At 44.3% G+C, this 14683-nt stretch carries 11 protein-coding genes; 2 read left to right on the top strand and 9 right to left on the bottom strand.

Features of this window, described 5'->3' with window-relative positions:
- Positions 1-55 precede the first annotated feature (55 nt).
- The 4 genes from aliA to badH all read right to left on the bottom strand — a co-directional run bounded on the left by aliA (position 56) and on the right by badH (position 4545).
- Positions 56-1711 carry a cyclohexanecarboxylate-CoA ligase gene (gene aliA, locus FTU40_RS04560; protein ID WP_180039961.1) on the bottom strand — a complete coding sequence of 552 codons (1656 nt, stop codon included), beginning with the start codon at positions 1709-1711 and terminating at the stop codon, positions 56-58.
- 51 nt (positions 1712-1762) lie between these two features.
- The gene (gene aliB / locus FTU40_RS04555) at positions 1763-2920 is read right to left on the bottom strand and encodes a cyclohexanecarboxyl-CoA dehydrogenase (RefSeq protein WP_180039959.1); all 1158 of its coding nucleotides are present in this window, start codon (positions 2918-2920) and stop codon (positions 1763-1765) included.
- 12 nt (positions 2921-2932) lie between these two features.
- Positions 2933-3715 (bottom strand): 2-ketocyclohexanecarboxyl-CoA hydrolase, encoded by a 783-nt coding sequence (gene badI / locus FTU40_RS04550; protein WP_180039957.1) that lies wholly within the window; start codon positions 3713-3715, stop codon positions 2933-2935.
- Between the two features lie 62 nt (positions 3716-3777).
- Positions 3778-4545 (bottom strand): 2-hydroxycyclohexanecarboxyl-CoA dehydrogenase, encoded by a 768-nt coding sequence (badH, locus tag FTU40_RS04545; RefSeq protein ID WP_005096889.1) that lies wholly within the window; start codon positions 4543-4545, stop codon positions 3778-3780.
- A 447-nt stretch (positions 4546-4992) separates the two neighbouring features.
- Between badH and FTU40_RS04540 the strand changes: the two genes are divergently transcribed.
- Positions 4993-5484: a MarR family winged helix-turn-helix transcriptional regulator gene (locus FTU40_RS04540; protein WP_180039955.1), complete on the top strand. Its 492-nt coding sequence runs from the start codon at positions 4993-4995 to the stop codon at positions 5482-5484.
- Between the two features lie 81 nt (positions 5485-5565).
- Here the strand turns inward: FTU40_RS04540 and FTU40_RS04535 are convergent, their stop codons facing one another.
- Positions 5566-6837 (bottom strand): MFS transporter, encoded by a 1272-nt coding sequence (locus FTU40_RS04535; RefSeq protein WP_074382789.1) that lies wholly within the window; start codon positions 6835-6837, stop codon positions 5566-5568.
- Positions 6838-7169: 332 nt separating this feature from the next.
- On the opposite strand from FTU40_RS04535, the gene FTU40_RS04530 reads away from it, so the two are divergent.
- A complete protein-coding gene (locus tag FTU40_RS04530; RefSeq protein WP_005096893.1) occupies positions 7170-8393 on the top strand; it encodes a CaiB/BaiF CoA-transferase family protein in 1224 nt (407 codons plus the stop codon).
- 70 nt (positions 8394-8463) lie between these two features.
- Here FTU40_RS04530 and FTU40_RS04525 read toward each other — a convergent pair whose 3' ends face one another.
- The 4 genes from FTU40_RS04525 to FTU40_RS04510 all read right to left on the bottom strand — a co-directional run bounded on the left by FTU40_RS04525 (position 8464) and on the right by FTU40_RS04510 (position 14509).
- Positions 8464-10146: an AMP-binding protein gene (locus tag FTU40_RS04525; RefSeq protein ID WP_180039953.1), complete on the bottom strand. Its 1683-nt coding sequence runs from the start codon at positions 10144-10146 to the stop codon at positions 8464-8466.
- 75 nt (positions 10147-10221) lie between these two features.
- Entirely contained in the window at positions 10222-11718 is a 1497-nt protein-coding gene (locus tag FTU40_RS04520) for an NAD(P)/FAD-dependent oxidoreductase (RefSeq protein WP_180039951.1), read from the bottom strand.
- A 14-nt stretch (positions 11719-11732) separates the two neighbouring features.
- Positions 11733-12572 carry an alpha/beta fold hydrolase gene (locus FTU40_RS04515; RefSeq protein ID WP_180039949.1) on the bottom strand — a complete coding sequence of 280 codons (840 nt, stop codon included), beginning with the start codon at positions 12570-12572 and terminating at the stop codon, positions 11733-11735.
- Between the two features lie 134 nt (positions 12573-12706).
- Positions 12707-14509, bottom strand: a complete 1803-nt coding sequence (locus tag FTU40_RS04510) for an acyl-CoA dehydrogenase C-terminal domain-containing protein (RefSeq protein ID WP_180039947.1) — start codon at positions 14507-14509, stop codon at positions 12707-12709.
- Positions 14510-14683 lie beyond the last annotated feature (174 nt).

Below are 14683 nucleotides of genomic sequence, written 5' to 3'. Positions count from 1 at the left end.
ATTTCAATCTATAGCAAAAACTCCTGAATATATTTCAGGAGTTTATCTTTAACGATCAATTGGCTGAGGCAAGATGACTGGCCAGCAGTTCACGAAGTTTAAACTTCTGGATTTTTCCAGACGGCGTCATTGGAATATCTTCCCAAATCTCCAAACGCTCTGGAATATATTGCATCGCGAGATTATGGGTTTTTAAAAAGTTGACGATATCATTCAGTTCTAATGGCTGACTTGGATCTTTAAGCTTGATAATCGCGCAGGCTCTTTCACCGAGTCGTTCATCGGCATAAGCCACCAGCGCGACGGTGGCGATATTCGGATGCTTATACAGCAGAGATTCAATTTCTGCGACCGGAATATTTTCTCCACCGCGAATGATTACATCTTTTTTACGTCCCCATATCCGGATATAGCCTTGCTCATCCTGATAGGCAATATCTCCGGTATCAAACCAGTCATCTGCATCGGTATCATTTAAATGTGCACGTTTTAAATAACCGCCAAAACTTGAACAGGCACGAATCATTAAACGTCCCGGCTCATTCAGCGGTTTAGTCTCGCCTGCTTTATTGACGATTTTGATCTCTACACCGGGCAAAGCAATCCCGTCCGTATTAAAGGAACGTTCATCCTCATCTTCAGGTCGTGTGGTGGTAATTGCGCCGCACTCGGTCATGCCCCAAGCAGAAATCACTTTGACACCTAAGGTTTCCCGTGCTTTTTGTACCAATGAACCTGGAATCGGTGCACCTGCACACAAGAAGGTTTTCAGGCTGCTGACCTGATCCTGCTGCTCCGCAACGGTGGTGGACAGGTCATTCAGGAATGGTGTGGACGCCATGGTGAAACTGACCTGATGCTGGTGAATTAAGTCCACTGCCTGTGACACATCCCAGACATCTTGCAACACCACTTTGGCATTCAGTTCAATCGGCATCATCAGGCCATACATAAAGCCGGTTTGATGCGCCATCGGTGAGGCCATGAGTACCACATCATCTTCATTTAAATCTAGCCGTTTTGCATAGGGAGCAATATTGGAAAATAAAGTGTTGGCGGTATGCATCACCCCTTTCGGCTCACCGGTGGTGCCTGAGGTAAAAATCAGCTGGGTAATATCATCGGGACGAGCTTCAAGCTGATCTAGGTTTGTAACGGCGGAAGAATCTTGCTCAAGACCATGATTGACCAATATCTGGTCAAAATTATTCTCTTCAAGACCATTGACCACCACCACATGTTGCAAGGTCTCAATTTTAGTCTTTAAGTGATTTGCCAACTGTTCATGATCAAAATTACGGAAGCTTTTTGGTACGATAAATACTTTGGCTTCACCATGTTTCAGCATGAATTCCAGTTCCCGTTCCCGGAAAATCGGCATCAATGGATTCAGTACGGCGCCGATGCGGCTACAGGCCAGATACAGCAAGGTAAATTCCCACCAGTTCGGCAACTGACACGAGACCACATCATTTTTAGCCACACCCAATTGCTTTAAACCTAAAGCAATTTTATTGGTCATGTTCCAGAGATCCTGATAGCTAAACACTTGCTCCGTTTGATCTTCCACTTTAAAACTGACCAGTGCGGTTTTATCTGGATTCTTGTCGATGGTCTGACGCAGAGAATCAATAATGGTTTTATTTAACCAGTAGCCTTCTTTCAGCATTTTTTCTTTTCTGGAAGCTATAAGAACTGCATCGAATTCCATTCGGTTACTCCTGATTTTAATTATATCGGCCAGGGCTGAGCTCAATATGAGCTAAGCCGGTACCGCTTTGCGTCCTGCTTTTTTACGCGCAATAATGGTTTTCATGATCTGAGCTGTTCCGTCACCAATCTGGAAGCCGAGTACATCGCGCATGCGCTGTTCCATGACACCACGGTCATAGCCGGCATGACCAAAGGTCAATAAGCATTGATGAATCACGTCATAGGCCAGCTTCGGTCCCCACCATTTACACATTCCAGCCTCGGAGGTGTGTGGCAGATGATTGTCTTTGAGCCATAAGGTTTGCAGACAGAGTAAACGCGCGGCCTCTACCTGGGTTTCATACTCGGCCAATGGATGCGACACGCCTTGAAATGCTGTTAAGGGCTGACCAAAGGCTTCACGTTGCGCCGCATATTCCCAGGCTTCATCCAGACTGATACGTGCAACAGCCAGAACCTGTAAACCAATCAAGGCACGTGAAAAGTCAAAGCCTTGCATGACCTGCACAAAACCTTTGTTTTCATCACCTAAGCGATGATTGACCGGAACGCGAACATTATCAAAGAAGATTGAACCGCGACCAATGGCACGTTGCCCATGACAGTCAAAACGCGTGGTGCTAATGCCAGATAAATTCATGGGAACCAGGAGTGCTGTCACGCCATGCGCACCATCTTCATTGGCGCCAGTACGGCCAAACACCACCGAAGCATCGGCCTGATCGGCAGCCGAAATCGAAGTCTTTTCGCCATTAATGATATATTCATCGCCGTCACGTTCGATTTTTAAACGCAGGTTGGCAGCATCTGAACCGCCACGCGGCTCGGTCAAGGCAATCGAAAAAATTGCTTCACCGGCGGTCAGTTTCTTCAGCCACGGTTCAACCACTTCGGGTTGACCATGTTCCGCCAGAATCTGGCCATTTAGCGAAGCGAGCAGATTGATATAGGAAAAACTTAAATCCGCTTTGGCTACCGCTTCATGAATAATGCCTGCTGCCAGACGTCCCATGCCTTGGCCGCCATATTGTTCCGGAAGTTCCGGTGCAATAAAGCCCATCTCTCCCATTTTTTTGACCAGATCACGATCAAACACCCGACTTTGATCGCGTTCTAAAAAACCGGGGGCAATATATTTTTGCGCAAACTTTTCAGCAGTTTCTGCTAAAAACTCTAAGTCTTCCGTAATATAAGGATTTTTAGTCATGCTGTATCTTCCTTATTTATAAAATTTACGAAATTCAGGCTGGCGCTTTTCTTTGAGTGCATTGACGCCTTCACGCGATTCTTCCGTGTCGTAATACAGTTTTAGTGCATACATGCCCATGCCGGCAATCCCCGCCTGATGTGCGGTATCCATATTGAAGCTACGTTTGGCAATGGCGATGGCTGTCGGACTACGCTGACAGATTTCTTCGGCCCAAGCCTGTACTTCAGCATCAAGTTGATCGGCAGGTACACATTTATTGGCAAGACCCATTGCAACCGCTTCTTGGCCCGTATAGCGACGGCACATATACCAGATTTCACGGGCTTTTTTCTCACCGACTACACGTGCTAAATATGCTGTGCCATAACCCGGATCGACTGAACCCATTTTCGGGCCCACCTGACCAAAAATGGCATTCTCTGAACAAATGGTCAGATCGCAAATGGTGGCTAATACGTTTCCACCACCTATCGCATAACCTTGTACACGAGCGATCACCGGTTTAGGCACATCACGCATTGCCGTATGTAATTCTTCCATTGGCAAACCAATGGTGCCACGGCCATCATAGTTTCCATCATGCGCGGATTGATCCCCGCCGGTACAGAAAGCACGATCACCGCCGCCAGTCAGTACAATCGCACCGACTTCACGGTCATAGCCGGCCTTGTTTAAGGCTTTGATTAATTCATCACAGGTCGTACCACGAAAGGCATTCATTTTTTCTGGACGGTTAATCGTAATCCATGCCACACCGTTTTTTACTTCGTATAAGATATCTTCAAAAATCATTGTTATTACTTCCTGTATTTCTCTGTCTGACTTTATTTTCCATATTTTCTAGCAGTTTTTGCTTAACCACTCATGGTTAAACCACCCGAAACACTGAGTACTTGTCCAGTAATAAAACTGGCATCATCACTTAAAAAGAAGGCAATCGAAGAGGCTAAATCTTCAGGTTGACCTAAACGACCGAGTGGAATAGCACGAGTGAAAGCCTCACGTAATTTTTCTGGATTCGATGCACCTTCGGTGACACCTGCCAGTAAGGCTGTATCGGTTGGTCCCGGACAAATCACATTAATTTTAATGTTATGACGAGAATGTTCACGGGCCAGTGTTTTTGAGAATGAAAGCAGTCCGCCCTTACATGCAGCATAAACCGCTTCACCTGAAGAACCGACTCGGGCAGCATCAGAGGCAATGTTGACAATACTGCCAGAATTGCGCTCGACCATACCTTTCAGAACGGCAAAGTGCATATTCAGCATACCGACCAGATTGATCTGAATCAGTTTTTCCCATTCTTGCGGATTCGTTTTGATAAAAGGTTTGAAAATATCCCAACCGGCATTATTGACCAGTCCATCAATCGGCCCAAGCTCGGCTTCTACTTGCTGTACAGCCTGCTCCACAACAGTATTTTGAGTAATGTCACACTGCACAGCCAGGGCCTGGCCATTCTGCTGGTTAATTTCTGCGGCCAGTTTTTCTGCTGCTGCAATATTCATGTCAAAGATCGCAACTTTCGCACCTTCTTCCGCCAGACGGCGGCAGGTTGCTGAACCGATGCCACCTGCGCCACCGGTCACAATTACGACTTTATCCTTCAACCCTTTCATTTAACTCTCCCTGGTATATTTTTATCTGATTCTGATTAACTATTGTTCATATATCGCCTGTTATCACTAAAATAGAATTAGAATATTTTTATGTCAATATATTTACATAAAATAAGTTTATATATTTATTTTATAACTTATTATCAATAACTTATAATTTTAACAAATTAAAGACATTGACACATATCAGCTTTACTCTTAGATTTGCACTATCAATCACAGGCTCATTTTCAGAATAATGCAACCTGAATCGAAAAAACTTTTTATGTTGCTTCATTCAATCAAGCTGACTGAATAAAGAGAAAAAAATCATGATTTCTCAAGTTAATATGGTGCCAGTGTACTTGGGTTCTACATGCGCGCTGCAATCTGGAATTCGATTTATGCGAGTGAGCTCTAAGCTATACTCTTTTTTATTTAAACGTGTTGAGCTGGGTGGCTTATCAAATGAGTGATACTGTGTCAAAAAAATATGATCAATCCTTATACTCTTCCCACAATAGACTTTTTTTCAGGCTGTTTCAGGTGGGGAATACGCTGGATCGCAAATGCTCGAATGAACTGGGAATTTCTCCAGTGCATTGGGCTGTACTGGGAGCCTTGTCTCGGCCGCGGGTAAAATCAGGGATGTCATTTTCTGATTTGACCGAATACCTCGGTGTAAGCCGGCAAAATCTGGACGCAGTTTTAAAACGTCTGGAACGTGATGGTCTGGTTGAACGGATTATCAGTGAGCAAGACAGACGTGCTAAAAATGTCGCGCTGACCAGCGAAGGCTTTAAAACCTGGGATAGTTTGCAGAATGATTTTTTTGATTTTTATGGACAGGCTTTGAACAAGCTGACTTTTGATGATGCCATTACTCTGATTCACCTTCTTAATAAAGTCAATGACGGCCTGAAAAATATTCATTTGCCAAAAGAAATGAATGCAGAATAAAAAATGAGAAGCACGATGCTTCACTTTGATTCATATAAAAATGAGCCCGAGCAGGCTCATTTTTACAGACTTTATGAATAGTTATGCTTTTTGCGGATCATATTGACGGTCCTTGATAAAGATCCCGGATACAGCACCACATAAGAAATATGCACCGCCCATAATCAGGAAGCCCAAACCGATAGAGCCACCACTTGCAGCCGCCCCGATAATTGCAGGTGCAAACATGGCGCCAATACGCCCGGCATTATAAGCACCACCAACCGCAGTACCACGAATCGAGGTTGCAAAGCTTTCGGTCATGTAGGTGGCATTAATCGCATAAGGAATACCGTACAGGAAACCAAAGAAAATCAGCAGATAGGCAATATTGTCAGGGCTATTAAACAGTACAATCACCGGCAGGAAGATCGCTGTGCCAATAGCACCAAAGGCAAAGACAAAACGGCGTCCTAAACGGTCTGCTGCAAAGCCAGCCAGAACCTTGCCGAAAATCATGGCGACATAAGTCCCAATCATATAACCTGCCATCGATTTAAAATCCATATGTAATTCAGATTCTAGATAGGCCGGCATCCAGTTGTTGACGCCGTAATAACCAAACTGTAAAAAGCCAGCGGTTAAAATCCACAGGATAAACATTCTGCGGTTTCTAGGATCGGCAAAAATTTCCTTGGTGGTACTTTTTTTAACAGGTCGATTTGCCGTTACATCTGCAGGCGCATATAAACGTTGCAGTCTGGCCCGCTGCCAAGACTCTGGTTCTGGCACCAGTTTCTGAATAAAAAATGCCATGGCGGCTGGAATAATCGCGACAAAGAACAGCATCCGCCAGCCGTAGTCTGGAATAATCCAGCCAGCAAGCAAGGTCGCCACAATATAACCGACTGTCCAGCCTGCCTGTAAGGTTCCCAAGACTGTTGTCCGATATTCAGTAGGTACATATTCTGCCATCAATGTATTGGCTGCAATATATAAAGCGCCAATTCCGAATGCAGACAGAAAGCGTAATAGCGCGAACTGTTCAAAATTCTGGGTAAAACCCAGTGCCGCAGTCAATGTAGAAAAAATCAGGATGGAAATGACCACGGTGCGTACCCGGCCTAAATGGTCACAGGCCCAACCGCCCATAAATCCGCCAATGGCCATCCCGGCCAAAGTGAAACTTCCCAGTGCTCCTGCCTGTAAATTGCTTAAGCCAAACTCAGCTTTGAGACTGTTCAAGCTAAATGACAGCAATAACATGTCTGCGCCATCGACCAGTAAGGCCAGAAAAGCAAATATAAAGGCAATTTGCTGGGTTCTTTTGGTCGTGGGCTTGATTTTTCCTAATTCTGTTGCGAGATCCGTCATTGTAAATATCCTTGTTATTGCTTATTTCGTATTGATGTTTTAATTGCCATCTTGCACATAGACGGGTTGCTACAAATGCAATCCTGACAATTTTTAGCTCCTGTTTTTCTTGGTTTCTCTGAGAGATTTTCAGATCTCCTTTTATTTTTGCTGTTCCTGTCGAGCCCAATCAAGGTAATTAAGATAAGTTGAATTTTCAACAATATTTGATATTAAGTTTTGTTATACGAAATTAGTTATCGCTAATTTGATTATTAAATCATTTTAAGATATTTTGATATGAGGATTAGAAATTAGATGATATTGAATACAATAAAACAGGGAGTGTAAGGATGGGTGCTTTAACAGGCTTTCGCGTACTGGATTTAAGCCGTATTTTAGCCGGCCCGTGGTGCAGTCAAATTTTGGCCGATTTAGGCGCCGAAGTGATTAAAATTGAAAAACCTAATCACGGGGATGACACGCGAATCTGGGGCCCGCCCTGGCTAAAAAATGACAAGCAGGAAGATACGCATGAATCGGCATATTATCTTTCTGCCAACCGCGGTAAACATTCAGTTGCCGTGGATCTGTCTACGCCTGAAGGTCAAGAGATCATTAAAAAAATTGCCCAGCAAAGTGATGTGGTCATCGAGAATTATAAAGCGGGTTCTCTAAAAAAATATGGTCTGGATTATGAAAGTCTGAGTCAGTTAAATCCGCGTCTGGTGTACTGTTCAATTACCGGCTTTGGTCAGAACGGCCCACGTGCACACGAACCAGGTTATGATTTTATTATTCAGGGCATGGGTGGCATGATGAGCGTCACCGGTGAACGCGATGACTTGCCGGGAGGCGGCCCGCAAAAAGCCGGTCTGGCTTTTGCTGACCTGACCACCGGTTTATATTCTGCAATTGCCATTCAGGCGGCATTATTGTCGCGGGAAAAAACCGGTGAAGGCCAGCATATCGATATGGCACTGCTGGATACCCAGGTGGCTTCCCTCTCCGTTCTGGCAATGAATTATCTGACTTCAGACAAAGTGCCGGGCCGCTTTGGAAATGCGCATGCCAATATTGTGCCTTATCAGGTGTTTAAGGCACAGCAAGGTGAGTTTATTATCGCCTGTGGCAATGACCTGCAATTCAAGGCCTTGTGTCAGGCAGTGGGCTTGGCTGAGGTCGCCGAAGATCCTCGTTTCCTAAAAAATTCAGGACGGGTGATGCATCGTGAAGAGCTGACCACAGTGCTACAGGCACATTTCTATAAGCAACCCGCACAAACCTGGGTGGATCTGATTCATGCAGTCAAAGTTCCAGTTGGTATGATTAATAACCTGAAGCAGACTCTGAAAGAAGAACAGGTATTGGCACGTGAGATGGTCATCCAGATGCCACACACTTTACGTGAAGATTACACCTCGATTGGCTCACCGATTAAACTTTCCAAGACCCCGGTAGAGTATAAAAAAGCGCCACCCTGTTTAGGTGAAGATACCGATGTAGTCTTAAGCCAGTTTTTAAGCCCGGATGAAATAGATGAGCTGAAAAGCAAAAAAGTCATCCAGCAGCGATAAGCTAGCAAGCAATAAAAAAGGAATCTTTAGATTCCTTTTTTACTTTAAATCTAATGAATTAGATTATTCTTTAGCAGACTTTGGCACTCGACTGAACAGTACGAGGCAGTTCACGACGCAGAATTTTGCCTACTGTAGACTTTGGCAATCCAGCCACAAACTCAATGTATTTTGGCAGTTTATAACTGGTCAGTTGCTGTTTCAGGAAAGCCATGACCTCATCTTGAGTCAGGTTGGCATCCTGTTTCACAATAAATGCCTTGGGTACCTGCCCGGATTTTTCATCCTCAATCCCGATCACGGCACATTCCAGTATTTTGGGATGCTTGGACAGTACGCCTTCCAGCTCATTCGGATAGACATTAAAACCAGACACCAGAATCATGTCCTTTTTACGATCGAGAATGGTGATATAACCCTGCTCATCCATACAGCCGATATCGCCTGTCAGAAAGAAGCCGTCTTTCGTAAATGCCTGAGCCGTTGCTTCCGGTTGCTGCCAGTAACCTTTCATCACCTGAGGTCCGCGAATGGCAATTTCTCCAGCCTGATGAAACTCAACCGGCTTGGCCTCATCGTTTAAAATCAGGATTTCAGTCCCTGCCAGTGGCAAACCAATGGTTCCGCTAAAACGTCGGCTCAGCGGTGGATTAAAGGTCGCGGTGGGTGATGTTTCAGAAAGTCCATAACCTTCATAAATCTGGCAGCCTGTGACTTCATACCATAACTCAGCAGTGCTTTTTAAAATAGACGATCCACCACCTGTGGTAGTTTTAAGATGTGAATGATCCAGCTCACGAAATCGAGGATGATGTCCCAGCGCGTTAAACATGGTATTCACGCCCGGAAAAACAGTCGGTGGATGTTTCTGATATTGGTCTAGCAAAGCATCCAGATCTCTCGGATTTGGAATCAGGACATTGGCGAAACCGCGACTCAGACCATAACTGAACAGGCAGATAGTAAATCCATAAATGTGATACAGCGGCAAGGCACAGAATACATATTCATTTTCAGTGGCATAGCGGTCACCAAAATGGCTGATAAATACGGTACTGTTTTGGGCAATATTAAATAGAATATTACGGTGACTCAGTTCAGCACCTTTAGAAACACCTGTGGTTCCTCCCGTGTATTGCAGAATGACCGTATCTTCCTGATGCTGTACAGGCGGTTCAAACTCAATAATCTCTACCTGATTTATTGCCTGTTTAAAGTCAGAAAACTGTTTATCTGGATATTGTGCTGCCTGACTATAAATAGCACTTGGCTGCTCTTGAATAAAATCCAGCGGATGCGTCGAAATGACATATTTGAGTTCAGGACATTCATCTAGTGCTGTTAATTGCTCTAAAGTCTGTCCCAGGATAATCAAGGCTTCTGCACCTGAATCCTGTAGTTGATGATAGAGCTCGCGCTGGGTGTACATGGGATTGACATTGACCAGCACATAACCCGCACGAATAATGGCAAAAGTAGCAATTGGATATTGAATAATATTAGGCAGCATCACCGCAATACGGCTGCCAGCAGTCAGCCCAAGGCTCTGTAAATAGCTTGCCAGTTTCTGGCTATACACATCGATATCGTGATAGCTGAATTTACGATCCAGATAGATAAATGCGGTTTTATCCTGAAATTTTACCAAATTCTCAGCAATTGTCGTGCTCAGGGTTTTCTCAGGATCTGGCCGGGTAAACTCCGGATTGATATTCCACTTTTTATATTCTTCCATCCATGGCTGACTGCTCATGACTATACTCCTATCCTGGATTTACATTTATTTTGTATCATTTAAACCATAAGATTTTGATTTTAATTAAATATTTTAAACCACTTTCTGCTGTCTCGATTCAACATACTGGTAGTGATAACCGCTACGAATAAAATGCTGATTTTTATCCCTAAATGAATGAGCATAATCCGGCCAGACCAAAGTCAGCTTGCGACTGACCGGGTCCAGATACCAGCTTTTACAGCTTTCCGATAACCAGACACTACCTTGGGAAAGCTGCTGTAGCTCCTGCATATAGCTATTTTCAGCATTCTGATCCGCTTCAAAGACCTGAATCTGTTCCTGCTCAAAAAACTGCAAGGCATCTAGAATCAAATCAAACTGGGTTTCCAGAAAATAAAGCGCTGAATTATGCCCACTTCCGGTGTTGGGACCATTCAGGATAAACAAGTTTGGAAAGTTGTGTACGGTCGTTGACTGATAACCCTGCATACCGCTGGACCATTGCTGTTCCAGACTTAAACCCTGTTTACCGACTACCTTTGCGGCATAGGGTGGACGCGCCGCTTCAAATCCGGTGGCAAATACGATGATATCTGCAAAAAATCTATTTCCATCCTGACTTAATACCCCGTCTTTCGTAACTTCTGCCAATGCTGAGTCTTCAAGTGTGACATTTGGTTTTAGAAAAGTCGGATAATAATCATTAGAAAGCAATAAGCGCTTACAACCAGGTTCATAATCCGGCGTAAGTTTGCGCTGTAATTCAGGATCTGAAATCTGATGTTTTAAGAATTGCAGGCAGTTTTTCTTGACCCGCTCAATCTGGCTTTTCAGATTACGGCGCTGGGCAAAATTGTATTCATTACCCCAAAACAAGGAATGTCTTAAGGTTGACATACTGTCCGGATCTTTGCGGAAAAGCTGTTTTTCTGACTCAGAATAAGGTCGGTCTGGTCGCGGCAAAATATACGGTGCACTGCGTTGCAAAACTGTCAGATTTTTTGCTATTTTGGCAATTTCCGGTACAAGCTGGATAGCAGAAGCGCCTGAACCTACGACAACCACGCGCTGATTATCCAGATTAACTTCGTGATTCCAACGTGCAGAATGCATCACCTGACCTTGAAATTCTTCCAGTCCTGGAATTTGCGGAAGATGTTCATCTGCCAGATGCCCGGTTGCTGTAATTAAAAATTCCGCTTCATAAACACCTTTAGAGGTCTGAATATTCCAGCTACGTTTTTCGGTATTCCAGCTAGCTTTTTCCAGTTGAGTCTGAAAATCGATATGTGGCCGAATATTTTCCTGATCGCAGCATTGAATCAAATAACGCTGAATTTCTGCCCCTTGCGGAAAGACACGAGACCAGTTGGGATTTTTAATGAAAGAGAAAGAATATAAATGTGACGGTACATCACAGGCGACGCCGGGATAGGTATTATCACGCCAAGTTCCGCCCACTTCTGCGGCACGTTCAATGATTTTAAAATCGTGAATGCCCTGCTGTTTAAGACGGATCGCCATTCCTAGGCCACCAAAACCGCTGCCTACAATTAAAATCTTGCTGCGCTGTCCTTGAGCTTGCATTATTTTTCTCCTTTTTAAGGCATCATGGGCTGGATTTTTTGATTCGCTGGATACTGTTCTGGATGCTGGCTAAACTGGTTGATCAATTGCACCACTTCCGCTGGTGCTTCAATATGAATTGCATGTCCTGAAGAAATTTCGATATAGCGGCTGTTCTGAATCGAAGCAAAGAGTAATTTTGCTTGGGCTAAAGGCACCATACGGTCTTCACGGCAAGCCACAATCAAAGTCTCCGCAGAAATATCCGGCAGGATGGCAGTGATATCAATGCGATAATTCAGTTCACGCTGTTTGGCTGCATCTTGGGAAAGCTTTACAAAGCGTGCCAGATCGAGCACCTGTTTTTCAGAACGGGCTGACAGATAGTCATCGCTATACAGGCAATAATTCACAAAATGTGGCAATGCCGCAGATTGATCATTAAATAACTGTTGCCAGATCGTGGTCCGTAGTTGTTGCACCGAACTGGTTTTTGCCCAACCGGCCAACAGGATTAAACGTGCTACACGCTGTTTGAGACTCGCGGCTACTTGTGCAGCAATTACGGCACCGAGTGAATAACCCACCACAGTAATCGCTTCATCAGCTGCTACTGCATGCTGGATCAGTGCTTCAACTTGCTGACTAAAATCAGTCACTGCCAGATCGGTTTTATCTGGAGTATGTAAATCAATTGATAAAACCCGCTGATGAATACCGAGCATGGGGAAAATATAGCTGAAATGCTTGTCGGTATTTCCACCCGTACCATGAATCAGAATAATGGTGGGATATAAGGATTTCTGTCCAACTTCATGATAAGGCAGTTGTAGATCACCATAAGGACATTGTCGAGTAATCGTGTCTAAATCCATATAGACTCCTGATCTTGTTGTTTTATGGCCGATGCAATACTGAAAAGTACCCATCGATATTGAATATTGTGCAGGATAAAAAAGTAGAAATTTAAAAAGACCCACGATCGAGAGATTGATCGTGGGTAAAAGGATTAATCGAATTTAAACTCTTCTGGTGCAAGCAAGAACAGGCTCTCACCACCCGCCTGAATATTGGCAAAGTGGGTTGAAGTTCTTGGCAAAATACGTGCAAAGAAGAATTGTGCCGTTTTGATCTTGGCTGCATAGAACGGATCAGTATTGCCTTCTTCAATTTTCTGCTGCGCAGTAATTGCCATTTTCAGCCACAGATAAGCGGACACGACATAACCAGAGAAATATAGGTAGTCAACTGATGCTGCCCCAATTTCATTGGCAGACTGTTGAGCTTGCTCCTGAATGGTTCTGGTTAATTCCAGCCATTGTTCAGTCAACTGGCTGACTTGTGCAACTTGCTGGCTGAACTGGACATGTTGTTGGTGCTCTTTCACATAAGCTTGGATTTCATCGGTTAATGCGGTCAGCAGACCCAGTTTTGAACCTAGAACTTTACGCGCCAGTAAATCGATAGACTGAATTTCAGTGGTTCCTTCATAGAGGCTGGCAATACGTGCATCACGGGCAATCTGTTCCATGCCATGTTCAGCTATATAACCGTGACCACCGAAAATCTGCATACCATGTTTAGCCGCTTCTATGCCAGTTTCAGTCATTAATGCTTTGGCAATTGGGGTTAATAATGCCAGACGGTCTTCAGCTGCTTTCTTTTCTTCCGGGCTGTCAGTGGCTTCAGCAATATCGGCATAGGTCGCCAGATAATAGGCCAGCGCACGTGAACCTTCTGCAAATACCTTTTGAGTCAGCAGCATGTTACGTACAGCCGGATGCACAATAATTGGATCTGCTGGCTGGTTGGGCGCCTTGGCACCTTCCAAAGAACGCATGGCCAGACGGTCTTTGGCATAAGCCAATGCGCCCTGATAAGAAGATTCTGCTGCTGCCAGACCCTGAATCGCTGTACCAATACGCGCCGAGTTCATAAAGGTAAACATGCAGTTCAGGCCGCGGTTTTCAGGCCCGATCAGAAAACCTTTGGCATTGTCAAAATTCAGTACACAAGTCGCATTCCCGTGAATCCCCATTTTGTGTTCAAGCGCGCTGCAGACCACGCCATTACGCGAAGCCACATTGCCCGCTTCATCCAAATTGTATTTCGGCACGATAAACAGCGAAATACCTTTGGTACCGGCAGGCGCATCGGGTAAACGTGCCAGTACGATATGCACAATATTTTCAGCCAGGTCATGTTCACCGGCAGATATAAAGATTTTCTCACCGCTGATGCTATAACTGCCATCTTCATTTGGCACTGCTTTGGTACGGATTAATCCCAGATCTGAACCAGCATGCGATTCGGTTAAACACATGGTTCCAGTCCAGCGGCCGGCAATTAAAGGCACCAGAAATTTCTGTTTTTGCTCATCGCTTCCGTGGTGTTCCAGAGTGCGCATAGCACCGTGTGATAGGCCCGGATACATGCCCCAAGACCAGTTGGTCGCGGTAATAATTTCTGAAATCGCGATACGGTATAAAGTCGGGAAGCCTTGGCCGCCATATTTTTCATCACCAGTTAATGAGGTAAAGCCAAGTTCTACATATTTGTCATAAGCAGCTTTAAAACCATCCGGTGTAGTTACGACGCCATCTTGCAAACGGCAGCCCTGCTGGTCGCCTGTGGCATTAATTGGTAGAAGTTCGTTTTGGCAAAAGTCCGCAGCGACTTCCAGATATTGTTCCATAATATCCATAGAAACTTTGTCTGCGAACTTTGCATAGCCTTCGTATTTCTGTTCAACATTGAGCAGATCTTTTAGGACAAACTTCATGTCTTTTAATGGCGCAATATAATTTCTCATCGTAATTCCCTTGTATGAGTTCTAATTTGTGTATTTATGACAATTAATTTCATAATACGAAATTATGTTTTAGGTCAAATATAATATAAGTTCATGGATAAAATCTAGTCATGACATAAAAAATCACATTTAAAAAATTAAAACTTTGGTATAAAAAAGCCATTCGGTAATGAA

Source organism: Acinetobacter sp. YH12100, from assembly GCF_013419135.1.
In the GTDB taxonomy this organism is placed as follows: Bacteria; Pseudomonadota; Gammaproteobacteria; order Pseudomonadales; family Moraxellaceae; genus Acinetobacter; species Acinetobacter pseudolwoffii.
This window is presented reverse-complemented; position numbering and strand designations above follow the sequence as displayed.

Coding starts and splice junctions, on each gene's coding strand:
- FTU40_RS04510 (WP_180039947.1), bottom strand. CDS start 14,509: ATGAGAAATTATATTGCGCCATTAAAAGACATGAAGTTTGTCCTAAAA.
- FTU40_RS04525 (WP_180039953.1), bottom strand. CDS start 10,146: ATGAGCAGTCAGCCATGGATGGAAGAATATAAAAAGTGGAATATCAAT.
- aliB (WP_180039959.1), bottom strand. CDS start 2,920: ATGACTAAAAATCCTTATATTACGGAAGACTTAGAGTTTTTAGCAGAA.
- aliA (WP_180039961.1), bottom strand. CDS start 1,711: ATGGAATTCGATGCAGTTCTTATAGCTTCCAGAAAAGAAAAAATGCTG.
- badH (WP_005096889.1), bottom strand. CDS start 4,545: ATGAAAGGGTTGAAGGATAAAGTCGTAATTGTGACCGGTGGCGCAGGT.
- FTU40_RS04520 (WP_180039951.1), bottom strand. CDS start 11,718: ATGCAAGCTCAAGGACAGCGCAGCAAGATTTTAATTGTAGGCAGCGGT.
- FTU40_RS04515 (WP_180039949.1), bottom strand. CDS start 12,572: ATGGATTTAGACACGATTACTCGACAATGTCCTTATGGTGATCTACAA.
- FTU40_RS04540 (WP_180039955.1), top strand. CDS start 4,993: ATGAGTGATACTGTGTCAAAAAAATATGATCAATCCTTATACTCTTCC.
- FTU40_RS04535 (WP_074382789.1), bottom strand. CDS start 6,837: ATGACGGATCTCGCAACAGAATTAGGAAAAATCAAGCCCACGACCAAA.
- badI (WP_180039957.1), bottom strand. CDS start 3,715: ATGATTTTTGAAGATATCTTATACGAAGTAAAAAACGGTGTGGCATGG.
- FTU40_RS04530 (WP_005096893.1), top strand. CDS start 7,170: ATGGGTGCTTTAACAGGCTTTCGCGTACTGGATTTAAGCCGTATTTTA.